Source organism: Chitinophaga oryziterrae (genome assembly GCF_009758125.1).
Taxonomy (GTDB): Bacteria; Bacteroidota; Bacteroidia; order Chitinophagales; family Chitinophagaceae; genus Chitinophaga; species Chitinophaga oryziterrae.
Genome location: NZ_WRXO01000003.1, coordinates 545,205 through 570,953 on the forward strand (window position 1 = coordinate 545,205; position 25,749 = coordinate 570,953).

Below are 25,749 nucleotides of genomic sequence, written 5' to 3' on the forward strand. Positions count from 1 at the left end.
TCTTTATTTTCTTATAATTTATAGATAGTGAATGCCCGGTTCATATTCCTTCTCCAGCGCATTTAATAAAGAATCAAAGTCGGCGGGGTTCTTCAGGAAATCTGTTTTGGTAGTATCTATCATTAACGTACGTATGGGATGTTGCCTGATATATTGCATATACATATCATGAACACTCACAAGGTACTCATCAGCGATCTGCTGTTCGTAAGAACGGTTGCGGGTTTTGATGTTCTGTTGCAGCTTTGTGACAGGCGCGTTGAGGAAGATCAGTAAATCCGGTTGAGGTAACTGAGGATTGATGATCTCGAATAATTTCTGGTATAAATTATATTCTTCTTCTTTCAGATTTATTTTAGCGAATAAAAGGCTTTTGATGAAAAGGTAATCTGAAATTACGAGATTGCTGAACAGGTCCTGTGCCTGCAGCATATCTTTCAGTTGTTTGTAACGTTCGGCCATGAAGAACAGTTCCAGCGGAAAAGCATATTGTTGCGGCTTTTCATAAAACAGGGGCAGGAACGGGTTCTCTGCAAATTCTTCCAGTATGATCCTTGCATTATAATGTTCTGCCAGTTTATTGGCCAGTGTGGTTTTACCCGCACCTATATTCCCTTCAATTGTGATGTATTTATAGTTCATTCTTTAGTGTACTTCTTCCGGAATATATTTTATGGCAGGTAACGGGTCTGTACACTGCTGTAACAAGGTGCTGATGTCTTTATGTAATACGGGATGCTGCCAGTCGGGTATAATCTCCTGTAAGGGTACTAATACGAATTGCCGGAATTGTAATTGCGGATGTGGGATTTTGAGTTCCGGCAGGTTGATGATCTCATCATTATAAAAGATGACATCGATATCAATCACTCTTGCGCCCCATTTCTGCTGACGGATGCGTCCTATTTTGCGTTCTATCTCCAGTACGGTATGCAGCAGTGTTAATGCGTCCATTTCCGTCGAAACTACTACACCCTGGTTCAGGTAATCCGGTTGTTCCACAACTCCCCATGCAGCGGTTTCGTATAAAGCAGAGATTTTTTCTACTTTCCCCACCAGCATGCCTATTTGTTCTACCGCCTGTTTCAGATGACCGGTACGGTCTCCCAGGTTACCACCTATAAGTAATATTGCTTTATTCATGTATCTTCAACGGCCCAAAAGTAGACATATTCTTTATTTTTGGGAAAAGTGAGTTTTCAATTAACCACTATCTGGTTGACTATTAAATCCATATGTAACAAATGCGTAGCTTTTTTAAAACATTCTTCGCCATATTACTGGCTTTTGTTGTACTGATATTTATAGGCATTATTATTTTGTCTGTCATGATAGGCAAAGCACTTGCCCCTGAGCAACTGACCGTGGACCCCAATTCTGTACTGGTAATAGAAACCAGTCAGCCCTATAATGAAATGAAAAGCGTAGACCCGGTAAAGGCCATATTACACAAAGGACCAGCATCCACTCCCGGTCTTTTCGACGTGGTGCGTTTACTGGAAAATGCCGCTACGGACGATAATATCAAAGGAATTTACCTGAAAGCAGATAATAACGTGAACGGGTTCGCTACCAATGAAGAGATCCGTAATGCGCTCCTGAAATTCAAGCATTCCGGTAAATTCATTTATTCCTATGGTGAAGCGATGAGCCAGCAGGGCTATTACATGGCATCCCTGGGAGATAAGGTATATGTGCATCCTAAAGGCGGCATCGACTTTGGCGGTTTTTACAGTCAGCTGATGTTCCTGAAAGGTACCCTGGAGAAACTGGAGATACAACCGCAGATATTTTATGATGGACGTTTCAAAAGCGCTACAGAGCCTTTGCGTGAAACGCAGATGACGGTCGCTAACCGCATCCAGACCACCGCTTACCTGGGAGAGCTGTACAGCAACTTCCTGCAACGTATTGGTGAGTCCCGTAAGATCGATACCGCTACTTTACATGGTTATGCTAATCAGGGCCTCATCCAGAGCGCGGACGATGCCGCTAAATACAAACTGGTAGATGGCCTGCGTTATGACGACCAGGTAATGGACGAGATTAAGAGGAAACTGGGTCTGAGCGGTAACGACAAAGTGAACTTTGTTTCCCTGAAAGATTATGACAATGCCAGACCGATCGTTTATAAGGACGGCGATAGCAAAATAGCACTGATTTATGCGGAGGGAGATATTAAAGGAGGAGATGATGATAATGAGACGACTATCAGCAGTGGTAATTTTATAAAACTGATCCGTAAAGCCCGTCAGGATAATTCTATTAAGGCGATCGTGTTCCGGGTGAATTCTCCCGGTGGCAGTGCCCTGGCATCAGAAACGATCTGGCGTGAACTGGAGCTGGCAAAGAAATCCAAACCTGTGGTAGTATCTATGGGCGATTATGCAGCTTCCGGGGGGTATTATATCTCCTGTATGGCGGATTCTATTTTTGCACAGCCGAATACTTTAACCGGTTCTATTGGTGTATTCGGGATGGTGTTTAACATGGAGAACTTCTTTAAGAATAAACTGGGGGTAACATTTGATGGGGTAAAGACGGCTCAGTATGCTGATCTTGGTACCGGTTCCCGTCCAATGAATGAAGTGGAAAAACGCTTTATGCAGAGTTCTGTGGATAGCATCTACAGTACTTTTAAAAGTCGTGTGGTGGTTGGCCGTAAACTGAGTGGCGCAGTAGTAGACAGTATTGCCCAGGGTCGTGTATGGAGTGGTGTACAGGCGAAACAACTGGGACTGGTAGACCGTATCGGTGGTATTGAAGACGCTATTGCCTGTGCGGCAAAGCTGGCCAAAGTATCTTCTTACCGTTTGCGTGAATATCCTGAATCCAGGAGTGCAATGGAGAAGCTGATGAAGAGCCTGGGTGGTGAAGCCGACGCAAGCGCGCTTAAGAGTGAACTGGGCGTGAATTATAACCTGTACCTGCAGGTGAAACGTATACAGAACATGAACGGGGAAATACAGGCAAGAATGCCGTACGACCTGGATGTGAAGTAAGCATATATGACTTAAAATCTACTTAAACCTGCCGGTGACGGCAGGTTTTTTTATGGAATGAGCAAAACAATAGCTAGTTTTACGCGATTTTTTAAGCAACAGATCTAGTAGTATGGCGGTGAAATATAACCAATGGAAGGCCTTGCTGGCCATGGCCAAAGCGAGTTTGAAAGCGATATTAAGAAGTCCTTCGGCAGTTATTTTCAGCCTGGGTTTTCCGCTGGTATTTATCCTGGTATTCGGCTTTATCGGTGATAACGGGGTATCTGTTAAAATAGGGGTGGATAAGGCCACGGATACGACCAGTTACGTATTCCAGGCGCTTCGTAAAGAGAAAACCCTGAAACTGATCATGGATAAGTCAGCTGCAGAGATGCAGGACGACCTGAAAAAAGGGCATCTCACTGCTATTATTAATATTACAAAAGATGGTGCGGCTCCTGCCTGTGATGTAAAAGTAAGTACCTCAACAGCTTCTGCTGATAAGATCCAGTTATTCAATTCCATTCTCAGAGGGGTGATTTACCAGGCAGATGACAAGTTCTACCCGCGTAAGTCTGTGGCCAGGATAGAACCTATGATCGTTTTACCCGGCCGCCGGTATAAAACCATTGACTTTATCCTGCCAGGTCTGCTGAGTTTTTCTTTGCTGAGCGCTGCTGTGTTCAGCACTGCTTTCCTGTTCTTTAACCTGCGCCAGACGCTGGTATTAAAACGTTTCTTCGCTACGCCTATCAGGCGTATTTATATAGTGCTGGGTGAAGCACTGGCACGCCTGGTATTCCAGGTGGCAGGTGCGGTGATCATCCTGGCTATCGGCTACTTTGCTTTTGGCTTTACACTGGTACATGGCTGGAGTACTTTCTTTGAAATGCTGTTACTTACGGCCTTCGGGGTAGTGGTATTCATGGGCTTCGGCTTCGTGGTGAGCGGTATTGCTACCAGTGAGAGTACTATTCCGCCTATTGCCAACGTTATCACTTTACCGCAGTTCCTGCTGGCAGGTACTTTTGTGCCGGTAGATGCTTTCCCTTCCTGGTTACAGCCTGTGTGCAGGATTATGCCACTGACTTACCTGAATGATGCTTTCCGTAAAATTGCCTTTGAAGGGCTGCATTTATGGAACATTGGACTGGAGTTAGGTGTTATTACTTTATGGGGAATAATAGTCTACGCAGTAGCTGTAAGGGTTTTCCGCTGGGAATAAGCAGATTTTTTCCTAACTTTTAGGTATGCAAGCCTTATATATGATCCTGGGAGCATTGGCGGTGCTCATTCCTGGTCTCGTTGTAATCAGCCTGTTTTTACCGACCACTGTTAAAGTGGTACGGGCCAGGGTAGTGCCGACTACCATTCCCGCTGTTTTTCAACAGGTAAATACATTGCGGAACTGGGAAGGATGGTCTCCCTGGCATCAGCTGGACCCCGCGTTACAGCTGACTTACAGCGAGACGGAAAGCGGTGTGGGCGCTGGTTTTCAGTGGGAAAGCAAGCACCGGAAGGTACGCAAAGGACATCTTACTATTACGGAATGCCGCCTGCACGAATATATAGCGCTGGATATGCAGTTCATGAAACAACGGATAGTGACCAGGTGCTTTTTCCGTTTTGAACCTGCCAAAAGGGGGGCGGGAACACTGGTTACCTGGGGATTAATGGCAGAGTTGGGGCTACATCCGGGAAGAAAATTGATGGGGCTGATGATGGATAAATGGATAGGGAAAGATTTTGAGAGAGGGCTTGAGAATTTGAAGAGAAGATGTATCCGGGAATCTGTAAATAATTCATAGCAGCATTGTATTGATTACATAACCGGAATTCTGATAATAAATTCATGAAATAGGACGAGATTTGCAGCCTGTTATTTAATTTTATGCGCGTTATCAAGTTATTTTTACTGAGTGTTTTCTTTATAGGGTTACTTATCTTCCTGTTATCCCTCCTGTTGCCTTCCCGTGCTATTGTAGAACGCTCCGGCGTCATTGATGCTCCTATAGGTACTGTTTATGCCCAGATCAATGATCTTAAAACCTGGCAGCACTGGAACCCCTGGGCGGCTCCTGGTACAGCACAGGAAATCAGGTATTCTGAACCGGCTTTTGGAACGGGTGCTTATTATACCTGGGCAGGTGTACAAACGGATAAACGTATAACCGGCAAAGTAACGATTACCAATAGTGATTCTCTGAAAGGAGTATATTATAATATGGATTTTGAAGGGATGAAATCCGTGAAAGCTACCTTTAATCTCAGACCGGCAACTACCGGTACTGGTACCGCCATCCTCTGGAGATTGGAAACAGACCTGGGCTACCTTCCCTGGTGGAAGCTCAGGGGTTTCCTGGCAGACCGCCTCACCGGCCCGCAATTAGAAGACGGGTTAACTAAACTAAAGAGTATTTGCGAAGGAAAGTAAAGTCCGTTGACTACAAACATGGGGCTCCTACCGAAGCCTTGTATGCTGTTTATCAGGATTAAAATGCTACAAATATCAGGCTCCGGTAAGAGCTCCGTGTTTGTAGATAAATAATTCATAATTTCTATGAGTGGTAATTATTGTTGCCACTGAAAGGCTTAATTTTCTGCAAAATTTAAACATATTGTTTATGAAACACGTTCTCCTATTTTTTGCACTGTTGGCCGGTACCAGCAGTTTCGTATCTGCTCAGGACAAAGCGCCTGTAAGCCCACGTGTAACTGCTGAAGGAAAAAATGTTAAAATTGCCTACGGACAACCATCCAAGAAAGGAAGAGTTATTTTCGGTGAACTGGTTCCTTTTGGGAAAGTTTGGCGCTTAGGTGCTAACGAAGCCACTGAAATCACTTTCGCTAAAGATGGCAGCTTCGGTGGTAAACCGGTTAAAGCGGGTACTTATACACTGTTCACCATTCCTGAAGCAGCTTCCTGGACTTTCATACTGAACTCCGAACTGAAACAATGGGGAGCCTATAAGTATGATGAGATCAAAGGTAAAAACGTACTGGAAGTAAAAGCAAAAGCAACTAAAATTGCTGCTCCTGTAGAAAAGCTGACCATCACATTACCTGGTGATAAACTGGTAGTTGAGTGGGACCAGACACACGTTGAAGTTCCTGTAAAGTAAACTGAAATTCATTTAAAAAGGGGCCGTTAGTATTACTAACGGCCCCTTTTTTATAAACAGTAATATTATAATCCTTCTGCACATTCCACAATGCTTTTGTACACCATATCCAGCTGCTCATTGGTAATACAATAAGGAGCCATGATATACAAGGTATTCCCTAAAGGCCGCAGCATAATCCTTTTCTCTTTGAAGAATTTATGCAGATAATCGCCCAGCTGATTGATATAACTGTCTTCTGTATCAGTCACAATTTCAAAGGCGATAATCGTTCCCTGAATCCTTACATTCTTTATTTTGGGCGTACTCTTTAACCGCTCTGCAAACTGACGATGTTGCTCTTCTACTCTCACCCGGTTCTCCTTACAGGAAGGTTGCAGGAAAATATCCAGGCTGGCCAGTGCAATGACACAGGCCATAGGATTCGCTGTAAATGAATGGCCGTGAAAAAGCGTTTTCAGCTTACTGTCTGAAAGGAATGCGTTATAGATCTCTGCCGTGCAGGTAGTGATGCCCAGCGCAATGCTGCCACCGGTCAACCCTTTGGATAAACAGATAATATCCGGCGGCGTGGACACATTCTCCATCGCAAAATTACGTCCCGTCCTGCCGAAGCCTGTCATGATCTCATCCGCTATCAGCATGATCTGATGCTGATGGCAATGTTGCAGTAATTCATCAAATACGTCTGCCTCATACATCAGCATTCCTCCGGCTCCCTGTACCAGGGGCTCAAAGATAAAGGCTGCGATCTCTGAAGGATGTAAGGCATCTACCTGTGCTTTAAGAGCAGCGATATTGTCTTTGGTGGGCGTGTCTATGAAATGTACATCAAAGAGGAAGTCGTCGAATACACGGGTAAATACACTGCGGCTGCTTACGCTCATCGCCCCAAAAGTATCCCCATGATAAGAATTGCTGAACGCCAGTATCTTAGTCCTTTTTTCTCCTTTATTATGCCAGTACTGGATACACATTTTCAACGCCACTTCTACTGCTGTAGAACCGTTATCCGAATAAAATACGCGTTGCTGATGGCCTGGTAATATGGGCAGTAATCTTTCTGCGAGATTGACAGCGGGAGGGTGGGTGTAACCCGCAAAAATGCAGTGTTGCAGTTCTGTGGCCTGTGCTGCCAGTTGTTTGGCAATGTAAGGGTGGGCATGCCCGTGAATATTTACCCACCAGCTGGAAGTAGCATCCAGGTAACTGTTCCCTTCTTCATCATACAATAAAGTCCCTTCTCCTCTTACAATACCTACCGGTGCCGGCGCTGTCTGCATCTGCGTATACGGATGCCATATCACCTGTTGGTCCCTTTCTGATAATGTCATGTATTATTGATTTCAACACGGCAAAGGTAACTATTGCTGATGAAATGCGGGGGTGTTTGCAGGATACCCTGTTTTAATATTTGCTTTTAAATCACTGAGGATAGAATATAACCCGAAATAAGTACGGTTTACGTACAAAGAATGACGGGAGCCGCGGGCTACTTTTGAGTCTCTTACTTCTTTTAAATTAGATACATAGTCCATGTAGGCATAGATATCATTAAAATAAGATTCATCTCCAAAGTCAAAGCTGTCGAGCGTAAAAGGCAATGTTAACATATCTATCATCTTCTGAAAAAGCTCAGAGAAGAACGTGATCTCTTTTTCTGTATCTGAAGAATGGATCATTTCGAGATTGGTATAGATCTGCCGGCGTCTTACCTCATCCTTTATCACTTCTTTATCTACTAAAAGGAAATAGTTGATGTAAAAATCTTCAGGAATTTCTTTGACACAACCAAAGTCGAAGATGCCAACAGTACCGTTGTCGCGCATCAGGAAATTACCGGGATGCGGATCGGCATGTACTGTTTTGAGTGTATGTACCTGGAACTGGTAGAAGTCCCACAGGGCCTGACCAATTTTATTGCGTACTTCCTGACTGGGGTTCCTTAACAGGAATTCCTTCAGGTGAAAGCCGTCCAGCCAGTCCATGGTAATGATCCTTTCGCTGGAGAGTTCCGGGTAATAGGAAGGGAATACCAGGTTAGGAATATGTGTGCAGAGGGCAGATAATTCTACAGAGCGGCGCAGTTCCAGTTTATAGTCTGTTTCTTCCAGCAGTTTGCTCTCAATCTCGTCAAAGTATTTGTCCATATCCACTTCGTTCATACCTACAATGCGGATAGCAAAGGGTTTTACGATGCGGAGATCGGATTTTACACTATTGGCAACGCCGGGATATTGTATTTTGATGGCCAGCGGCTTATCCCATTTCCAGGCACGGTGCACCTGGCCTATGGAAGCAGCGTTGGCAGCTTTCATCTCAAATTTATCATAGAGCTGGAAAGGGGATTGTCCCAGTGTTTTAACGAAAGTGTTGACTACCAGTGGCCCGGAAAGGGGAGGAGCACTGTATTGCGACATGGCAAATTTATCAGTATAGGCTTTAGGCAGCATGCCCTTGTCCATACTCAGCATCTGGGCTACTTTTAAAGCGCTTCCTTTGAGGTCGCTTAAAGTATCATAGATATCTTCTGCATTGTCTGCATGTAATTGATCCTTGCTCAGAGAGGGGTCTAAAAGTTTTTTCGTGTAATGTTTGATGTAATTCGTTCCTACTTTCAGTCCTGTTGTTACAAAGCGGCTCGCCCTTTCTACCTTTCCGGTAGGAATGTTAGTCTGTTCTTTCATCGTCCCCAATAATTTTGTTTACTTCCTCGTAAACATGAATTTTCCAAAGTCTACTAAACTATCAAATGTATTTGTGCTGATTAACTGAAAGCTCAGGTTTACTGCTTTTTCAATAGCGGCATCTGTCATTTCAAACTGGGTGCTATCGTCTTTTGTCCAGTAGCGGAGTACAAATAATGCCTGCATCCAGAAACCGTGTACGTACTGGTCTGAGATGAATTTGCGTTCTTTGATCTCGTTGCTGGTATATCCTTCTTTTATGATCTCTCTGATGTAATCGTAAAAAGCGATACGGAAGGTTTCCAGTTTATCTAAATGAATACCGGGAATCCTGTAGTTTTCTTTCTGTTGCAGGATATAACTCCTGTTTTCTTTCAGTTTCTGTACCCACATGAAGTAGAAGGTGAGTAGTTTTTCCTGTGCGGAATAGTTCCTGTAGATCTCATCCTGCTGTAGCTTTTCGATGGTATCCTGGAAATAGGATAACCACAGGTCTTTTTCAACAGCATCAAAAGAAGAGTAGCTGTCGTAAAAAGCAGTTTCAGCTATGCCCAGCTGCTGACAGAAAGAGAAGATGGAAACGGGTCTTTTGCCGTTTTCCAGCCAGAAAGTTTTATAAGCGTCGCGAATAAGTTGCTTGTCCATTGTTTCCGGGATTTTTTAGAAGTGAATTGGCTATGAGCTATATCAAATTTACGTCAGAATCGCCGGATAATGATCAGGTAAGCGTTAAGGAAAGCCTAAATAGCGTGTATTGTCATAACACCTTTATTATCAAGGATAACGCATTGGTTCTTTTCGCCGGTAGATAAGATTTCCTTGATGGGACCGGTAGATCTGATATTATTGATTAGTATGGGCGCGTTTTTTATATTATACACTTGTGCGTCATATTCTGAAGCGATTACGAACAGATCGCCGGGAATGTATGCTTTTGCGACACAGAGGATGTGTTCTGCGAAGAAATCGCCGATAATTTTCATGTCTCTTTCTATACTGATGAGGATACTTCCCTTTTTTGTGCGGGCGATTATTTTTTTACCTGGTGTGTCTGTTAACGAAAAAATATCTGCATCCAGTGGTAGTTCTTCGCAATGCCCAAGATAATCCACACTATAAACACATTTATTCATGTGGAAGTAGAAGATATCCTTGCAGATCATTTGCTGCATGAAATGAAGGTACTGCGGAACAAGAACTTCACCGTTGCTTAATGTACATTCCGATGAACCCATACCCAGATCCTCAGTATAATGGTTGATGTTTAACCGGTTTTTATCAGATGCTGTAATGGTTACGAGCCTGGTGACTGCTTCATTAATTGAAAATGCAAAACAGAGGACATTTTGCTCCAGCTGCTTATTCACGCAGATATGCAATTCCTCATTGAAATGACGGTTAGCCGGCAGATCTTTATTCTCAACAGAAAATATTGTATCCAATGTTCTTAGTGATAGAACAATGTCATTATTGGAATTAAGATCAGGAGAAAAGAAAGGATATACTATACTTGCGTTTCCTTCGTCTTCGTCATCTTCGTGTGAGGAATAAAAAGTCCAGCTGTAATGTTCCTGGTAGCCATTTACATTTACACGAACAAGGTAAAGTGCGCTTTTATCCTGGCCGAAAATCAGCATTTGATTATAGTAGGTGGCAGACCCCATCCATTCTACATTTTCATGCAGTTGTATCTTTATCTGATTTCCTTTTTTATCTGTGACAGAGACCGTCTCCTTTCTGTTTTTATAGAGATTATAATCAGTGACCAGTTGTTCATCTTCAGGTAAAAAATGCTTTAATAAATGCATTTTCTCAGTGTTGCCAGTCATGGCATCCTGACTAATAATCTTATACGCCAGCTCCCTGGCAGTTTCTTTCGCCGCAGGGTTGGTGGTGGCTTTATTTACCTCTGTCAGCACGCTCAGGAAGTTGCCTTGCATGCTTACAGGTGTATGGTGCTCATATATTTCCAACAGGTATTCGGGTAGCTGATCTTCTTCTGTACGCATGATCATCTGGAAGTACATGGTCAGGCATTCTTCCTGGTTATAGCCGGCCGACCAGCCATCGAGTAGTGTGGTGCATGCCTCTTCGCGCAGATGTAGTTTTTTATCCAGGATGGTCGCCGCTTTCTGGTAATCCTTTTGAGAGAGGGCAACGTCTGTGCTTTTCCTGAAATACTGTGCTGCTTTTTCAGGTTGAGCAAGGAGCAGGAAGAGATCGCCTGTTTTTTCATATTGTTCCAGTTCTTTGTAGATCTCAATCGCTTCCAGCAGCAATCCTCCTTTCTCTAAACATTGGGCTGCTTCCAGTGGTTTATGTAAATGTTCTCTGTACAGTATAGCTGCTTCTCTGTAGTATTGACCTTGTTCCAGCACTCTTGCTGCTGCCTGGAAATCCCCCAGCAGGTTGGCGTAGATATAGGCGGCCTTTTTGAAGTCCCTTTTTTCTTCTGCCTGCAGGGCGGTTTTATGATATTTGGCGGCGAGAGATGCTGCATAATTGTCTACGTTCCATCCATCTGCACGTTCACCACCTCCAAGTCTGTTTACGTTAAAGCTGGTATCGCGACTGCCTAAGCTGCCACTGGGTGTGGCGCTGCCCCTGCTGGCATATTTTGATGCAAGGGGGATGGCATAGCGCAGCGCTTCATCCATATCTTCATCAAATAGTTTCAGGAGCCGTTCCAGTTCCCTGTTGCGGCTCTTTTCCAGGTTATCCCGGGTAGGCGCGCTACCGCTGCCACCACCATCATGTTCTCTTTCTCCTTCCATCCAATCCATAAAGCTTTGTATCCGGTTATTGGACACAGTTATTATCGGATTGCCGGGGAATAGAGAGAATATTTTCAGGATAAGCCAGACAGGGAGCATGCACATTTTCGCTACTACATCCAGGAATGCCATGAATCCTGTGGGAGGTTTAATCACTCCGGGGATTTCTGACAGAGGCTGTATATCGATGCCTTCCTGTAACTGATCCAGTAGTTTATTTTCTTCAGGATTATCTACACTGATCTCATGCAGTTTTGCCATAGGAGGGAGGCCGGGATGAGCATGGTCCCAACTGGTGGTAAGCTGTTCTGCAAATGAGAGCAGGCTGACCGGCTCCAGCTGATCTTCTTTATTGAATCCTACAAAGCCGATACCCGGGTGAAATACCTGCCACTCCCAGATGAGCAGATCGTTTAGCTCATCATTGCTTAATACCGGATGCAGGCTGGCATGTACAGGAATGAATAATTTATTACCAATGGCGGCATAAGGATGTGATAATACAGACGCATCAGGTACTATACTCTTAAACACCACGAACAGGCCGGCAGGCGTGATAGAGCCGCTGTGAGCCGGAATGATAAGGCATGTAAGTCCGTTCAGGGGTATATTCCAGTTGTCAATTTCACGGAACCATTGTGAAGGAGTATTGCCCCGGATGAAAGTCCCGGCAATATCCTGACTGGATTGCGGATCGTATGTTAGCTGCAGGACTATATTCATTTCAATGCCTCTATAAATGATTGGATGTATTTTGTGTAAAATTCACGTACCGACATTCCTTTTTGTAGTTTGCCAGTGAAGTATTTGGAACCACAGGAAAAGCCATCAGAAGACCAGCAGGCGATCTGCCGGTTTAGTATCAGTACAATTGTTACTTCCGGAATGGTTTTGTTTGCGGAGCGCAGGTGTAAGAACCCGCGTGAATCCAAAAATGCTTCGCTGCCATTGTCCCATGTAAATTTTAAGAGTTTATAATTGACATCGGGAATAGTGACTTGTGTTGGATTTTCAGATACTTCACGAATGGTAGTGTCGAAATTGAGATCCGGTTTCCTTAAAGTAATTATAGTTTCCCCATTGTTTATCGTGATGGCGCGGTAGTCCACAAACAGGCGGCCATGATTCGCGTATATCTTCCGGATATGATTGAGAACGTCATAACCTGGATTGATCATGCGTTTTATCCCTTTGAGATCAAATTCGTAGTCAGTTATCAATGGTCTTTGTACCAGCATGTTGGCATCTTCTCCCTCCCGCATATATACTTTTCCGTTGACAGGATTAATAGTGCAGATAGTATCGCCGGTGTCTATGATGAAATGTTTTTGATAAAATATGATCGTATGTGGTCCCTGAAGCCCGACTTCATGCTTGCAGTCGATAGTTGTTACTGTTCGCGACTTCGTATCTACCTGTAGCATCCTGAGTATCTGAGGCATACTGGGAATATGATGCAGGATGTAGATCTCAGATGTATCATCCTGCCCGAAGTAATATTTACCAGGGGAGATGAAGGACATTAATTCTATAGCGCCTTTTGTCTTATCCGGCCAGTAAAGCAGGCGTTGATCCTGTGTGATACCAATTACGCCAAATGCGCTGAACATATGTTCCTTATCAGGAACGATCTTATTGCTGGGGAAGTAAAGTGGTGCAGAAGCCTGGTGGAAAAAAGCCGGTAAGTCTTTCCTGTCACAGACTTCTTCTTTTTTCGCGTTTATTACCTTCTTAGCTTTTGATAATAACTCCGGTAAATCCAGTGAAATATTGTACAGCAGGTGGCGGTTACCGGCTTTATATTTAAACAGTTGTAATTGCCCTGACCTGCTTACGGTTATTAAGAACCCATAGGCTGTTCTCAGATGAGCGAAAGCTGCCTGGAAAGCGGGTGTATAGAACAACTGCTCATCTGTGATGAGGAAGTATTCCTGTTCACGGCCAAGGGGATGTTCTTTTACAAAGGCGGTTAAGGCGCCTGCGCTGTGCAGTGCCGGTGATAATTCTGCCAGTGCACCGATGATATCTGATTTGGTGTGCAGTTCCATTTCGCTGTAGGCATTGCCTTGTAATGCGAAGGTGCTGGCGTGTGCTTTCTCTTTGTTATTCATACGGCAGGCCAGTGCGGTAGCGATGGCGAAGATGCGGGGTGTGCCCCACATCTTGATGCTGGTATCTACGAGGATGAAACGTTGCCTGGTATGATTGGCGGGTAGCTCTTCCCTGCGGAGATAGAGCGCTTCGTTGTTGGCGAGTCTCGCCATTAAGGAAAGATCGTCATGAGCGAGTTCGCTGAGGAGGAGTCTGTCGAAGTTACCTCTGTTGGTAATATCGGATACGCCGCCGAATGAGCGGTCGCTGTTGCTGCGTGCCTGCATAGGTATTTTCAGCGCAGCGATGAGGCGTTGCGTTAGTCTGGCCAGGCCTTCGGTCCGCGAGTCTCCGGCCAGTTGTTCCAGCAGGTCTGCCGGTTGGTGTTCCGGTAGTACCAGTGGTAATAGTTTAGTATCGGACAGTCGATCGCTCATTTAAATCATACTATTAGTAAGCCTTACCGCACTTCTGGTGGCCGGTACAAAGCAATCAAACTTTATTTTTTCCCAGTGACCGTTTTCATGGAACAGCAGTATACCATCATGCAAAGGGTTCAGCGTTGTTGTGACCAGCGATGTTATGGCAGGTGGATCAAAGTCGTAACCGGCCGGTAACAGGATGTTATCCCCGAGTATATATGTTTTGCCTGGTAAGGGCATGATCGGTGTACCTATAATCAGTGCTTCCCTGTTTTCTGAAACAGCGAAGTAGAGATGTTGCAGTCTTACAAGCGGCGCTGTGCTGACATATGTATCCCATATTTCCAGGGAAGTAAGCAAAGCATCGTTTCCCGGTATGATTACGTTACCATTCCTTCTGACCAGTTTTACCCGTTGGGGTGCTTCCAGTACGCCAGGTAAGGCAGATACAGGTAATGTTACTTTTATAAAAGATAACAGCGGTATCCATTCCAATGCAGGCAGCATAGCTACCGGTGTTTGGGCAGCGGGTGCAAAGAGGCGTTCCTGTTCATCCATGAAATAAGTATGCATCACAGGTAGTACACTGATCTTTTTATCCGGTTTACCGGCAGGTATCCCTCTCACCCATATCTCTTCTCCGGAGCGCGCAGCAAGCAGTCCGGGGAAAGTACGAACACTACCTAATGCCGCTGCGTGAGCGGTAGATAGTACTATTACGATTTCCGTCATGCTGTTTGTATTATTTTCTGCCAGAGATCTTCAATTGGCTGTAACACGTAATTGCGCTGTGTTTCACTGCTGATCCATTCACTGCGTCCATTCAGGTAACGCAGTCTGTCTTTTATCAGCGCACGTTCTGCACCGGAAGCGGTATCCCATTGCGCGGTCATTTGCAGTACTTCTTCATAGATGATATCTGCATCCGGCGTGCTGTTGATATTTGCACGGGGATGTTGCTGAGGATGGGATTCATCTGTAGCGACAGCCACATTAACGATACCCGCAATCACTTCCTGCTGTTCCTCTGTATCCCAGATATATCGCAGCACCCAGAGGTCAGAACGCAAAGCGGTACGACGGTTGCAGAGCAACGCACTGGCCGCTATGAGGCGTTGCAGTTTCACAGCGCGCCTGTCTGATATCTGTACGCCGGCATTACGTAATAGCTGCACCAGTTCTATGTAAGCAGGTCTTACAACGCTGAGGTCAATACTGGTAGTGAGTGTCTGTAAATAGCGTACTTCCTCTTCTGTTATACCGGTATAATCGGTTTCAGTAGTTTGTTCCATATCCCAGCCGGCATGCAGTACTTTTTCAAGTTGTGCAGGATCGACATTCCCGCAATGCACCCTGATGAGGAAGCGGTCGAAAAGGGCCTGTAAGGCTTCTTCTTCCGGCAGGTGATTGCTGGCGCCTATAAAGATCAGCGCAGGGAGTTTTTTTGTCTCTTTGCCACGGCGGAAGATCTTTTCATTAAGCGCCATCAGCAGGCTGTTAAGGATAGCGCTGTTAGCGTTCAGCAATTCATCCAGGAATACCAGTGATGCTTCGGGGAGCATGCCTTCGGTGTTGGTCACCAGGTCGCCATCGCGCAGTTTACGGATGTCGAAAGGGCCGAAGAGTTCATTGGGTTCTGTAAAGCGGGTCAGGAGGTATTCAAAGGTTTTGCCTTTGATATGACGGGCTAACTCACGAACCATGGCGCTCTTGGCGGTACCAGGAGGGCCTAGCAGGAACAGGTTTTCCCTGCCGGCGAGGCAGATGCCCATGAGATCGATGATGTCGTCTTTACCAACGAAAGTTTTTTTCAGTTGTTGCAGTACATTATTCAGTTTGTCTATTGCGCTGGTGTTGGACAGAATAACAGGTTCCATAATTTATTTAATCGTTAAAAGAGGGTTCAAATTGAGGCCACAGATCGGCAGCATAGGCGCCTAATGCTTCCAGTACGAGCGGATAACAATCGGGTTGCTGGCATTTGTGGAGATTTCTGGCGGTAATGATCCGGTCTATATAAGCCTGTTTCAGGGAAGCATGACTGAATATAACGGAGAGGTCTGTATTTTCGGACATGGGGATACCAGCCGAAGAGAAAGGCCATAGCTGTGCGGTTTCCTTCATCAGTTTTACCAGCGGATCATTGGGAGACAATCCTTTTGCCAGGTCAAACAGATCGGGGAGATAGCGCAGCGTCAGGTCTGCCGAATACATTGCAGCAGGTGTCAGCTCTCCGGAGTAGGGGAGCAGGTGTTCCTGCATGGTTGTTTCGTCCAGGTTTCTGAGCAGGATGAACTGCACGGCCGTGTAGAGATAGCGGGCAGCCCAGAGGGCTGCGTTTTCATCAAAAGAGGGCGCTGCAGCTGGCATCTCCTGTATATCATCTTCATAGTATTGTTGCAGATGAATAGTTGCCAGGCGCAGGTCTTCTGCTTCAAATGCCAGCAACTCCGGTACTACTTTTACTTTACCATCGTTGATCAGTCCTGCTATAAAATTCGTTAGCTCCATGTAAGATTCTTTACAGCAGAATATATATTGTCAGTTGATTGCCCCATGCTTATCAACATCAGTATAAAGTCCCCCGGATTTCATATTAACTCTAAGGTAGTGAGTATGCGTCTTATATGCAAGTCTGTTGTCATATAATAAATATGATGGCCGGATTGTTAATTGTTAGATCTATTTTTAACTTAGGGAATTAAATTAAAGTGATCATGTATAAGAAAACACTTACAACGGCAGCGGCCGTTGTTTTTTCAGCCGCGTTATTTGCTCAGACAAAACCAGAAGAGACAGAGGTATGGGAGCCGGTCCCTACCGTAGTTACACCGGGTAAAGTCAATACAGATGCACCTTCAGATGCGATCATACTGTTTAACGGGAAAAGCCTGGACCAGTGGGTATCTGTAAAAGATCCTGCTCAACCGGCAACCTGGAAGGTATCGGGTAATGCATTTACCGTTGATAAAACCGGTGGGAACATACAAACGAAAAGGTCTTTTACCAATTACCAGCTGCATATTGAGTGGCAGGTACCTAAAAATATAACAGGTACTGGTCAGGGCAGAGGTAATAGCGGTTTGTTCCTGGCGTCTACCGGTCCGGGTGATGATGGGTACGAACTCCAGATCCTGGATAACTACAATAATAAGACATATGTGAATGGTCAGGCAGGAAGTATTTACAAGCAAACAGCACCGCTGGTGAATGCTAACAAGAAACCAGGAGAATGGCAGACTTACGATGTTATCTGGACGGCCCCTCATTTCAATGCAGATGGTTCTTTGCTGTCTCCTGCCAGGGTAACCGTGTTCTTTAATGGCATATTGGTACAGAACAATACGGAGCTGCATGGTCCTACCAAATACATTGGCAAGGCTAGTTATGAGAAAGCACATGGCGCCTGCCCAATTAAATTACAGGCACATGGAGATAAGAGCGAGCCGCTTAGTTTCCGGAATATCTGGATCAGGGAATTATAATCAGCTTTTTATCTGATAAAGGGGAAGCCTCCGCTTAGCGGGGGCTTTCCTGTTTTAAATATTTGACCACCGATTTTTACCGCTTCATCCGTATTTTTTCTACATTTAAGCATAGAAGTCTGGTACTTTGTACTTATGAATGCTACGATGGGGAGAATGTTTTACATATATAGCTCACTGTTTATCTCGTTTGCGCTCAACTTACCCAAATTGCTGGCACTCAGGAATGAAGGGGTAGTGGCGCACTACTGGCGTTTTGATCCTTATGAGATTATCTTCCAGACCGTCATCAATTTCATCTTCTGTCTTTGTATTTTTTATATCAACAGAAAATATTTCCGTACACCGGCAAACCAATGGCGTTTAAAGGAAGAGGGAGTGGCATTACTTTTCAATTTCGTTTTACTGGCTGTGTTCACGATTATAATTGTGAAAGCGCAGAAAAAGTTGTTTAGTCCGGGTTTATTACCAGGGAAAGGAGTAGGGATGAAGTTCCTGATCAGTATGTTGCTGATAGCCATAGAGCTGAAGATAGTGGATATCCTGCGGCATGCCCGGTCTAAGGAGATGGAGAATGCACAGCTGAGGAATGCGCATCTCAAAGCAGAGCTGGGATTATTAAAAGGGCAGTTACAACCGCACTTCTTTTTCAATGCATTGAGCAGTTTATCGGGTGTGGTAAGGGAAGATCCTTCCCAGGCGCAATATTATATCAATCAGTTATCAAAAGTATATCGTTATTCCCTGCAAAAGAATGATCATAACCTGGTGAACCTGAAGGATGAACTAAATGCCGTACAATCCTATGTAGCGTTGTTAAAGATGCGTCATGAAAAGGGGTTTGAGCTGAAGGTAGATATAGAAGAAGCGGATATGCAGTACCTGTTGCCGCACATGTCCCTGCAACCATTGATAGAGAATGCCTCCAAACATAATATAGTAACTGTTTCCCGCCCTTTACAGATCCATATATTTATAGCGGACCACCAGTTGATAGTAGAGAATAATATACAACTGGTATCTTTCCCGGAAGCGGGGACGGGGATAGGATTGCCTAACCTGAATGAACGTTATAAGATCTTAATGCAGCAGGAGATCAGTATTATGAAGAAGGATGGGAAATTTATTGTCAAACTGCCGTTAAAATGAGTATGTCTTTACGCGTCGCAATTATAGAAGATGAACCGGCCACTGCCCGCAACCTGCAGCATATGTTACAGGAAACAGCGCCTGAAGCCGAAGTGCTGGCCATCTTACCAGGAGTAACAGATGCTGTGAGCTGGTTACAGCAGCATGCGCAGCAATGTGATCTGTTATTTATGGATATCCGTTTAAGTGACGGGTTATCATTTGAAATATTCAGCCAGGTACATATTACGTTACCGGTGATTTTCATTACCGCTTTTGATGATTATGCCTTGCAGGCATTTAAGGCCAATGGTATTGATTATATCCTGAAACCCTTTGATGACGGAGAGCTGAAACAGGCATTGGTGAAATTTAACCGGCTGCGTTCACAGTCGGGTAGTACGGATAGTTATGCGCAGTTATTAAAAATTGCAGAGAGTCTGAAAGGGAATACCACTTCTTATAAGCAATCTTTTCTGGTACATACCAGGGATAAGCTGATCCCTTTAACTGTCGCGCAGATTTCCTGGTTTTATACGGCCAATGAGATCGTATATGCCGGTACGGCAGATAATAAGCAGTATATAATAGATGCCACTATGGAGCAGTTGCAGCAGCAACTGGACCCGGCCTGTTTTTTCAGGGCTAACCGGCAGTTTATTGTGCAAAAGAAGGCCATTCTGGAAGTGGATTTTTACTTTAACGGACGTTTATCCTTGAAAATCAATCCTCCGGCTAAGGAACAGATCCTGATCAGTAAGGCAAGGGTGCCTGAATTCCGTCAGTGGATGAATAGTTAAAGACGTATGTAAATAAATTAAATAAGTTCACCCCCCATATTTGCCGTTTCACCGGAAAACGAAAAACTTCGCCCTGATAAAACATCTAACTAGCAGTTAAATTATTTATCACCAATTTTTAAAAAGTCATTCTATGAAAAGAGAACGCATCACTTTCAGTAAAGCTGCATTATTATCAGTTTGTTTATCTGTGGGTATTATATTCACTATTTCTTCCTGTAAGAAGGATGATTCTACAACCACTGACACGATATCTGATGATGATGTATCAGAAGTGGTAAGTCAGTCAGTATCTACACAGAGTGGTGGTCTTGTTACACAGTCTACAGCTGCTGCCAGCATGACTTCTGATTTTAATTCTGCCAGAACGGGCGCTAAGCTTACTGACCAATGTGGTATTATGCACGACACTACTATTGCCGGTGCAAGTATTGCCGGTGCTGCTATTACCTACAGCTATAACTGTAGCTGGAACTGGCTGCTGAGCTGTAATAATCTTGTTCCGCAAACATACGTATGGAATTATGCAGGTAAGGCTTCTTATGATGCACCAAGAATGTCTTCGAACGACAGTTCAAAGGCGAATATCACTATTACAGGTTTAGGAGGTGACAGTACTTATTATGTATTCAACCAGACTTACGTACGTAATGGTAGTCAGACTTCCAAGATCAATGAGAAACGTTCTTTTACCAGTGTGATTACGATCACTTCTGCTGATATCAGAATTTCTAAAAGTACTTTAAAGGTTATCTCCGGTACAGGTACTGTTTCTATAAGTGGTACAGTAACCGGTGGTAAATCTTTCACCCGTACAGGAACGATCACTTTCCTGGGTAATGACAAGGCTACACTTGTTTTAGCAAATGGCAAATCTTACACAATAGAGTGGTAGTAGCGTTGTGGTAGGTAGTGGAACTCCCGGCAGGAAATACTTCTTACCGGGAGTTTTCATTTTCAATAGGTTATGTGCTTTCTTGTTCAAACTGTGCAATAGAATGTGTATTTCTCCGTTTATATTATGATTTTTAGATATATTATATTAGCTTTGCGGGGACAGAGTGATCATGTTCATGTGAATTATTTAAAATCAGCATTAATTTATAATCACTAATCACTTAAATCTACATTCTATGAAGAGAGTAAAGAACCCCTTATCACGCAGTAAGTCTGCTATCTTGTTAATGTTCGTAGCGGCCGGTATTTCTGTTGCCATCCCTGCATGTAAAAAAGACGAAACCAGTGCTGCTCCTGCTGTATCTCAGGAAGATGCATCTGTTATGGTAAACCAGTCACTGTTTTCTTCTGAAGGAAATGGTTTGATGTTCCAGACAGACAACGCAGTATCTGTAGCGGGCAATTATAGTGGAGCAAGACAGAGTGAGGGTGCAAAATTTACCAGCGCAGATTGCGGTGTTAAAAAAGAAAATAGCTTTGTTGCGAAGAGTGACTCTACCACCACCCCTTCTTATAGCTATAACATCCTTTGGAACTGGACTTTATCCTGTTCTTCTGCAAGCGAGCCTGTATCTTTTGCCTGGGCTGCTACTGCTAATATCTCCTATAAAACTACAAAATTATCTGTAGTAGATAGTTCTGTAGCTGCATTCACCGTTTCTGGTTTACAGGTTGACAGCGCTTTCCTGTTAATTAACCAGACTTACAACCATGTAGGTAGTATGACCATCATTTCAGGTGATTCTACTTCTACCTTCCACAACGTAATAACTTATAAATCTTCCGATGTAAAGGTTAGCAAAGCTACCCGTGCAATCGTATCAGGTACTGCAGAAGTAACTATCAGCGGTACTAACAAAAAGGGTCAGGCATTCAGCTACTCCGGTACTATTACTTACCAGGGTGACTACAAAGCAATATTCGCTATTAAAGGCGGATCAAGCTTCAACCTTACCTGGACTAACAGACAGTAATCAGTTATTTAATAAAAAAAGCCCGTCATGGAATTACCGTGACGGGCTTTTTTATTAGTTGATAATCCTTTGAATAGGGTATCCAAATGTCTTAAACAGGTCTTCTGATAATTCCCCATCAGTTATTCAGTTTCTTAACTCAGAAAAAGCAGTTGGATGTTGAACTGCATTAATTCAGTCTTTAACGCATAGTGTTTTATATTATATGGTCCATGTATACACTTTGTCGATGCCCCTTATTAGGTTTTTAGTCCCCGATCCTCGTCCTTTATAAATGTCCGCAAATCGATTTCATTATTAATCCTCGAACCCAATATTTAACTATTATGGATAGTGTTACTCTTCATTTTGATTTCAGTCATCTTCAACATTTAAATAAGGATGGCCTGAACATTAAATTCGTCAATTCGAATAAAAAGGCCATTGTAAAAGAGCATACCTCTCAAACGCTGGCACATTACCGGAGTACAAATAAACTGTTGCAGGTATTATCAGATGATGCATTGGGCAAATTCACGCATTATGTGGAGCATGCTGAGTTTTCATCAGAAGAGATAGGTTTTAACGTGATCACCTATCCTTCTACCCGGCCAGGTGCCGTGGCCGGTGAAATAGCCGCCATGTATAACTACATTCCGAGGAAAAAGCTTAAAAAGGCAGTAAGTGTTATGAATGCTAACGGCAGAAATGCTTTTCTGCCCGCAAAATTAAAATATTATACCGCTGGTACCTTAAAACTAGCAGCACCACTTGCTCTGCAGGAACTAACGGATTATCATTCAGATACTAACCTTACGGTAAATATCCTGGACACAGCCCTTTCGGTTGTAATGCAACATCCTGAGATAGCAAGCGTGCTGGCGGATGTACATTACCGTATAGCAGAAGATATTATCCTGGCGGACCCTCTTTTTACGGACCTGTGGCAATACCTGTTGATGCACCCTGCCGAAGGAGATGCGCCCTGGTATGATAATACAATAGTAAAAGACCCGGCTGGCAACATTATGCCGCCTGCCAGCGACCTCATAGATTGCGAAGGAGAGGTCATTGTATGGCCCGTTATAGAGATAGATGGAAAAGAGGTGAGCGCCATACCACAATACAATCTTTCTGATGGTTTGAAAGAGGTGATGACGCCCCTTTTGCACAGTATATTACAAAAACTGAAAGATACATCCTGGCTGAAAGGCTCCCAATGGGATGCCATCAATGGCAGTACAGGCGAAGTCAGTGTAAGTGACCAATCAGACCCTGTACTGAAGGCTGAACATTTATTGGGAGACAGCGGTAAAACCAAATGGACCATTAATAATAAGACTTCTGAATATGGCCTTCACCTGTATTGGGAAACCTTACACTTTGATGATGCCTCAAAAAGGCTCAGCTTTGAAGTGAAGAACTGGCCTAATCGTGGATTAGGCGTTTATTGCCAGTTCAAAACACCGGATGGCGCTATTATTAATAATCCCACCAACTGGGAAAGTGCTACCGGTGGTTTGAATGGACTGGTAAAGGATTGGTTTGAATACAGCACCAGCAAAAAATACCTGACTTATATTGGTGCGGGTAGTGTCTTTTTTGGTTTTCCTGTCTGGGCACCTAAGGTCAGGCTTTCTTTCCCTGTGCCAGACAATGCCAGTACCGTAAATGTATTTTTTGGTGGGTTAGGAGTAGGCAACTGGGATATGGATGTAGATAAACTAGGCCTTGTTTATACTTCTGTTGTTTGTTACGGTATACCAGCTTTGTTTTCAGCATTATCCGTTGGTGTTTCCTCCACCCAATGGTATGCGGACTTTTTTAAGAAAAGGGAAAATGTAGTGATATTGGTATCAGCTTCACTGGCCTGTTATACGCTGATTATTGGCGCGGCAACACAAAACGGAATGGATATAGAACCCTTTCTTATTAAAGCCGCAGAGTTTGTAGGAGGTATTCTGTTCTCCCAGGGCATGAAAGCATTTGCTGCCCCCGCAGTTGCACAGGTATCTAAAGATAAGGTCATTCAGAGTACACCGGTTACGGGGCTGGCGCACCAGCTGGTTAGTATGGCGAGTGCAATTACCAGTATGGTAGCCACCACTGCACAAGTGCTACAGTCGCCAGCCACTTATAATATCGAGGCTAAACGTTCTATGCAACTGACCGTACTGGTAAAACCAGATCCTACGCATGGCACATCTTCCCAAGCTCCCATCTGGCCCAAGGCAAGCGATAATTACCAGATCCTGGTTCAATACGAAGGGAATACCTCTTCAAAAAAGAAAGTGGGCAAAATGCCCCTGAAAAGCGATGAACCGATTGAAGTACTTTTTTCAGAGAAAACACAGGATGAATTGCCCGTAGCACCCGGACAAAAAATGCAGATCATTACCACCGTTTATTCAAAAGAAGAATGGATTGTGGGGCAATGGACAAGCGGCTGGATGGATGCAGTACCTACAAAAAACGGGGCGCGCAGAGAAGAAGGGTCTATTATTGAGCGACTGGTCCCTTTATTACCCTCCACAAAATATCAGCATCTTGAAAAGCTGGATTATAATGGTAAGGAAAAGAAATACCAGTGGATTAAAAAAGCAGATGCACCCAAAGCTACACGGGCCATACTGAATCATCAGGACGTATCCGAACTGGTCAATCTTACCATCAATAATATTGCTTATAAGATCGGTTATTGCTACCGTGCGGCCCAGCAACAGCTACCACTTGATTATGGAACGGGCAAACAATCCACATCGATGTACCTGTTGAAAGCCGTGTCAACATTGGCCAACCCGGGTGCAGGTATGAAAGTCTCCACGCTTGGACAGAGCATACAATCTTACATCGCCTTTGACCAGTTTGGACCAGCAGGTCTTTTTGGTGTGGATCAGGCGGAACGTTTTATGCCAGACCTGAATACAAAACCTGCTGTTGCGGCTGCGTTGCGAAGCCTGTTTTCCGCCAATGGATTCACGCTTCCGGATAATGCACTTGTTACCGTGGTGAAAAAAGATGCGTCGTGGACAATAGGCATACCAGGCAGTAAGCCGTTATATGACCTTCGCCGGCAGGTGGATGTGATTAAGGTATTCAGATGGCCTACACCCGAGTTTAGCCCTAATAATTTCTATCTCGATACAAGGACTTATGATACACAGAAAATGTATCACCTGCGCCTGGTTGATCTGAATGATGAGAAAAATTCATCGTTCGATTTCGAATCCCGCAAAAGCTGGGGTGCATTCCCGATGGAGCATATCAGCGCTGTTGCGATTCATCCGAACAACTTTGCACTGGCTATCAGCTACCGGAATAATAAAATCGCGATTGTTGAATTGCCGGCAACAGGGATGGACGAAACAAAAGCACCCATAGCCATTCCTTTGTCTGGAAAAGGAGTGCGGGAAGGTTTGCTGCAGGGTCCTGTCGCTATGACTATTGCTGCCGACGGAAGGATCCTGGTGCTGGAAGATATTAATGCGCGGATCCAGGCTTTTGATACCAGGGGTAACAGTGTTCCCTGCTTTAAAGCAGAACTTTCCTTTGAGGTTTCATTGTCATTAAAAACAATACTGTCATCAAAAACAAGCTCCGTTTTATTGATGCAGGCGCTGCAAAAACAGGTGCCGGTATACTATCCTGACAGCGACCAGCGCTACCTGCTGGTGTCTTTAGTCAGCTTAACCAGCTCATTCAGAGAAGAGCTGAATACAGGCAGACTGGGTAATGCACTAAGGGAAAAATTCAAAGCAAGGCTATTATCCCTGAGCAACGATGCGGTATGCCATTGTACGGAAAAAGATAAACTATGGCTCATCGTTGATCCAACAGAAGGTATCAGTTATGATGTGCGTTTTAATGGCGAAAAAACAAACGAGATTGATGTGTACAGAAGTATGAACCTGACCATTGGTGAAAAATCGCCGGGCAAAGCATGGACCGTGGCAGATCAGACCAACAGTCTTTATTATGATGTGCTACTGAATGAGGCTGAAACCGCTATTATATTCACCCGTCTGTCTTCTGTGATGAAGCTGAAGGATGCTCCCGGCAGTCAAAGGACCTACCTGGATATCAGCAGCGAAACAAAGGGCTTTATTTATGTGCTTTCTTACAAAGATACCGGGGCGAAACCAGAGGATTACAAACTGGATATTTATAACCCGGATGGCACTCCGCTGACTCCCAATAAACTTTCAGATAACGGGCAGGTGAATGCAGCAAGATTTGTGGTAGACCAGTGGCGGACATTATTCACCCTGAATTATGAACAGATGGAAGGTGCGGCAGGCAGGCCAGAGCCAACCGTTAGCCAATGGATCCCTACAACTTAAAAACAC

The 25,749-nt window shown here is 44.2% G+C and carries 21 protein-coding genes; 11 read left to right on the plus strand and 10 right to left on the minus strand.

The annotated features are described in order from the left end of the window. Positions 1 to 18 precede the first annotated feature (18 nt). Positions 19 to 642: a deoxynucleoside kinase gene (locus GO495_RS14050; protein ID WP_157300331.1), complete on the minus strand. Its 624-nt coding sequence runs from the start codon at positions 640 to 642 to the stop codon at positions 19 to 21. Between the two features lie 3 nt (positions 643 to 645). After that, the gene (gene folK / locus GO495_RS14055) at positions 646 to 1,143 is read right to left on the minus strand and encodes a 2-amino-4-hydroxy-6-hydroxymethyldihydropteridine diphosphokinase (protein WP_157300332.1); all 498 of its coding nucleotides are present in this window, start codon (positions 1,141 to 1,143) and stop codon (positions 646 to 648) included. Between the two features lie 101 nt (positions 1,144 to 1,244). Between folK and sppA the strand changes: the two genes are divergently transcribed. The 5 genes from sppA to GO495_RS14080 all read left to right on the plus strand — a co-directional run bounded on the left by sppA (position 1,245) and on the right by GO495_RS14080 (position 6,106). After that, the gene (gene sppA, locus GO495_RS14060; protein ID WP_157300333.1) at positions 1,245 to 3,002 is read left to right on the plus strand and encodes a signal peptide peptidase SppA; all 1,758 of its coding nucleotides are present in this window, start codon (positions 1,245 to 1,247) and stop codon (positions 3,000 to 3,002) included. 112 nt (positions 3,003 to 3,114) lie between these two features. Then, the gene (locus tag GO495_RS14065; protein WP_157300334.1) at positions 3,115 to 4,209 is read left to right on the plus strand and encodes an ABC transporter permease; all 1,095 of its coding nucleotides are present in this window, start codon (positions 3,115 to 3,117) and stop codon (positions 4,207 to 4,209) included. 25 nt (positions 4,210 to 4,234) lie between these two features. Further along, entirely contained in the window at positions 4,235 to 4,792 is a 558-nt protein-coding gene (locus GO495_RS14070; RefSeq protein ID WP_157300335.1) for an SRPBCC family protein, read from the plus strand. A gap of 83 nt (positions 4,793 to 4,875) precedes the next feature. Beyond that, the gene (locus tag GO495_RS14075; protein ID WP_157300336.1) at positions 4,876 to 5,418 is read left to right on the plus strand and encodes an SRPBCC family protein; all 543 of its coding nucleotides are present in this window, start codon (positions 4,876 to 4,878) and stop codon (positions 5,416 to 5,418) included. A 190-nt stretch (positions 5,419 to 5,608) separates the two neighbouring features. Further along, a complete protein-coding gene (locus GO495_RS14080) occupies positions 5,609 to 6,106 on the plus strand; it encodes a DUF2911 domain-containing protein (RefSeq protein ID WP_157300337.1) in 498 nt (165 codons plus the stop codon). 65 nt (positions 6,107 to 6,171) lie between these two features. On the opposite strand, the gene bioA is transcribed toward GO495_RS14080, so the two are convergent. From bioA to GO495_RS14120, 8 genes are all read right to left on the minus strand, one after another. Then, positions 6,172 to 7,440 carry an adenosylmethionine--8-amino-7-oxononanoate transaminase gene (gene bioA / locus GO495_RS14085; RefSeq protein WP_157300338.1) on the minus strand — a complete coding sequence of 423 codons (1,269 nt, stop codon included), beginning with the start codon at positions 7,438 to 7,440 and terminating at the stop codon, positions 6,172 to 6,174. A gap of 30 nt (positions 7,441 to 7,470) precedes the next feature. Then, positions 7,471 to 8,793 carry an ABC1 kinase family protein gene (locus tag GO495_RS14090; protein ID WP_157300339.1) on the minus strand — a complete coding sequence of 441 codons (1,323 nt, stop codon included), beginning with the start codon at positions 8,791 to 8,793 and terminating at the stop codon, positions 7,471 to 7,473. A gap of 18 nt (positions 8,794 to 8,811) precedes the next feature. Further along, positions 8,812 to 9,438: a TetR family transcriptional regulator C-terminal domain-containing protein gene (locus tag GO495_RS14095; RefSeq protein ID WP_157300340.1), complete on the minus strand. Its 627-nt coding sequence runs from the start codon at positions 9,436 to 9,438 to the stop codon at positions 8,812 to 8,814. A 95-nt stretch (positions 9,439 to 9,533) separates the two neighbouring features. Next, positions 9,534 to 12,290 carry a hypothetical protein gene (locus tag GO495_RS14100; RefSeq protein WP_157300341.1) on the minus strand — a complete coding sequence of 919 codons (2,757 nt, stop codon included), beginning with the start codon at positions 12,288 to 12,290 and terminating at the stop codon, positions 9,534 to 9,536. Next, complete coding sequence (locus GO495_RS14105; RefSeq protein WP_157300342.1) at positions 12,287 to 14,095, minus strand: hypothetical protein; 1,809 nt, start codon at positions 14,093 to 14,095, stop codon at positions 12,287 to 12,289. Before GO495_RS14105 ends, GO495_RS14100 begins: the two co-directional genes overlap by 4 nt. Continuing rightward, positions 14,096 to 14,812: a hypothetical protein gene (locus GO495_RS14110; RefSeq protein WP_157300343.1), complete on the minus strand. Its 717-nt coding sequence runs from the start codon at positions 14,810 to 14,812 to the stop codon at positions 14,096 to 14,098. Continuing rightward, positions 14,809 to 15,957, minus strand: a complete 1,149-nt coding sequence (locus GO495_RS14115) for an AAA family ATPase (protein WP_157300344.1) — start codon at positions 15,955 to 15,957, stop codon at positions 14,809 to 14,811. The genes GO495_RS14110 and GO495_RS14115 overlap by 4 nt, the downstream gene beginning before the upstream one ends. Before the next feature lie 7 nt (positions 15,958 to 15,964). Further along, positions 15,965 to 16,591, minus strand: coding sequence for a hypothetical protein (locus GO495_RS14120; protein ID WP_157300345.1), 627 nt, complete (start codon positions 16,589 to 16,591; stop codon positions 15,965 to 15,967). A 206-nt stretch (positions 16,592 to 16,797) separates the two neighbouring features. On the opposite strand from GO495_RS14120, the gene GO495_RS14125 reads away from it, so the two are divergent. The 6 genes from GO495_RS14125 (at position 16,798) to GO495_RS14150 (ending at position 25,743) form a co-directional block, all read left to right on the plus strand. Beyond that, a complete protein-coding gene (locus GO495_RS14125; protein ID WP_157300346.1) occupies positions 16,798 to 17,565 on the plus strand; it encodes a 3-keto-disaccharide hydrolase in 768 nt (255 codons plus the stop codon). 156 nt (positions 17,566 to 17,721) lie between these two features. After that, on the plus strand, positions 17,722 to 18,714 hold the full coding sequence (locus GO495_RS14130) for a sensor histidine kinase (RefSeq protein ID WP_157300347.1): 993 nt from the start codon (positions 17,722 to 17,724) through the stop codon (positions 18,712 to 18,714). Further along, positions 18,711 to 19,493 carry a LytR/AlgR family response regulator transcription factor gene (locus tag GO495_RS14135; RefSeq protein ID WP_240915221.1) on the plus strand — a complete coding sequence of 261 codons (783 nt, stop codon included), beginning with the start codon at positions 18,711 to 18,713 and terminating at the stop codon, positions 19,491 to 19,493. The genes GO495_RS14130 and GO495_RS14135 overlap by 4 nt, the downstream gene beginning before the upstream one ends. A 133-nt stretch (positions 19,494 to 19,626) precedes the next feature. Further along, positions 19,627 to 20,388: a hypothetical protein gene (locus GO495_RS14140; protein WP_157300348.1), complete on the plus strand. Its 762-nt coding sequence runs from the start codon at positions 19,627 to 19,629 to the stop codon at positions 20,386 to 20,388. Positions 20,389 to 20,626: 238 nt separating this feature from the next. Then, entirely contained in the window at positions 20,627 to 21,424 is a 798-nt protein-coding gene (locus GO495_RS14145; RefSeq protein ID WP_157300349.1) for a hypothetical protein, read from the plus strand. Positions 21,425 to 21,750: 326 nt separating this feature from the next. After that, positions 21,751 to 25,743, plus strand: a complete 3,993-nt coding sequence (locus tag GO495_RS14150; protein ID WP_157300350.1) for a hypothetical protein — start codon at positions 21,751 to 21,753, stop codon at positions 25,741 to 25,743. Positions 25,744 to 25,749: the final 6 nt, after the last annotated feature.

Bases quoted from the DNA above. Each gene is read 5' to 3' on its own strand.
- GO495_RS14100 (WP_157300341.1), bottom strand. From the start codon at position 12,290: ATGAATATAGTCCTGCAGCTAACATACGATCCGCAATCCAGTCAGGAT.
- sppA (WP_157300333.1), top strand. From the start codon at position 1,245: ATGCGTAGCTTTTTTAAAACATTCTTCGCCATATTACTGGCTTTTGTT.
- folK (WP_157300332.1), bottom strand. From the start codon at position 1,143: ATGAATAAAGCAATATTACTTATAGGTGGTAACCTGGGAGACCGTACC.
- GO495_RS14105 (WP_157300342.1), bottom strand. From the start codon at position 14,095: ATGAGCGATCGACTGTCCGATACTAAACTATTACCACTGGTACTACCG.
- GO495_RS14050 (WP_157300331.1), bottom strand. From the start codon at position 642: ATGAACTATAAATACATCACAATTGAAGGGAATATAGGTGCGGGTAAA.
- GO495_RS14095 (WP_157300340.1), bottom strand. From the start codon at position 9,438: ATGGACAAGCAACTTATTCGCGACGCTTATAAAACTTTCTGGCTGGAA.
- GO495_RS14145 (WP_157300349.1), top strand. From the start codon at position 20,627: ATGAAGAGAGTAAAGAACCCCTTATCACGCAGTAAGTCTGCTATCTTG.
- GO495_RS14140 (WP_157300348.1), top strand. From the start codon at position 19,627: ATGAAAAGAGAACGCATCACTTTCAGTAAAGCTGCATTATTATCAGTT.
- bioA (WP_157300338.1), bottom strand. From the start codon at position 7,440: ATGACATTATCAGAAAGGGACCAACAGGTGATATGGCATCCGTATACG.
- GO495_RS14075 (WP_157300336.1), top strand. From the start codon at position 4,876: ATGCGCGTTATCAAGTTATTTTTACTGAGTGTTTTCTTTATAGGGTTA.
- GO495_RS14130 (WP_157300347.1), top strand. From the start codon at position 17,722: ATGTTTTACATATATAGCTCACTGTTTATCTCGTTTGCGCTCAACTTA.
- GO495_RS14080 (WP_157300337.1), top strand. From the start codon at position 5,609: ATGAAACACGTTCTCCTATTTTTTGCACTGTTGGCCGGTACCAGCAGT.
- GO495_RS14135 (WP_240915221.1), top strand. From the start codon at position 18,711: ATGAGTATGTCTTTACGCGTCGCAATTATAGAAGATGAACCGGCCACT.
- GO495_RS14065 (WP_157300334.1), top strand. From the start codon at position 3,115: ATGGCGGTGAAATATAACCAATGGAAGGCCTTGCTGGCCATGGCCAAA.
- GO495_RS14070 (WP_157300335.1), top strand. From the start codon at position 4,235: ATGCAAGCCTTATATATGATCCTGGGAGCATTGGCGGTGCTCATTCCT.
- GO495_RS14120 (WP_157300345.1), bottom strand. From the start codon at position 16,591: ATGGAGCTAACGAATTTTATAGCAGGACTGATCAACGATGGTAAAGTA.
- GO495_RS14125 (WP_157300346.1), top strand. From the start codon at position 16,798: ATGTATAAGAAAACACTTACAACGGCAGCGGCCGTTGTTTTTTCAGCC.
- GO495_RS14110 (WP_157300343.1), bottom strand. From the start codon at position 14,812: ATGACGGAAATCGTAATAGTACTATCTACCGCTCACGCAGCGGCATTA.
- GO495_RS14115 (WP_157300344.1), bottom strand. From the start codon at position 15,957: ATGGAACCTGTTATTCTGTCCAACACCAGCGCAATAGACAAACTGAAT.
- GO495_RS14090 (WP_157300339.1), bottom strand. From the start codon at position 8,793: ATGAAAGAACAGACTAACATTCCTACCGGAAAGGTAGAAAGGGCGAGC.
- GO495_RS14150 (WP_157300350.1), top strand. From the start codon at position 21,751: ATGGATAGTGTTACTCTTCATTTTGATTTCAGTCATCTTCAACATTTA.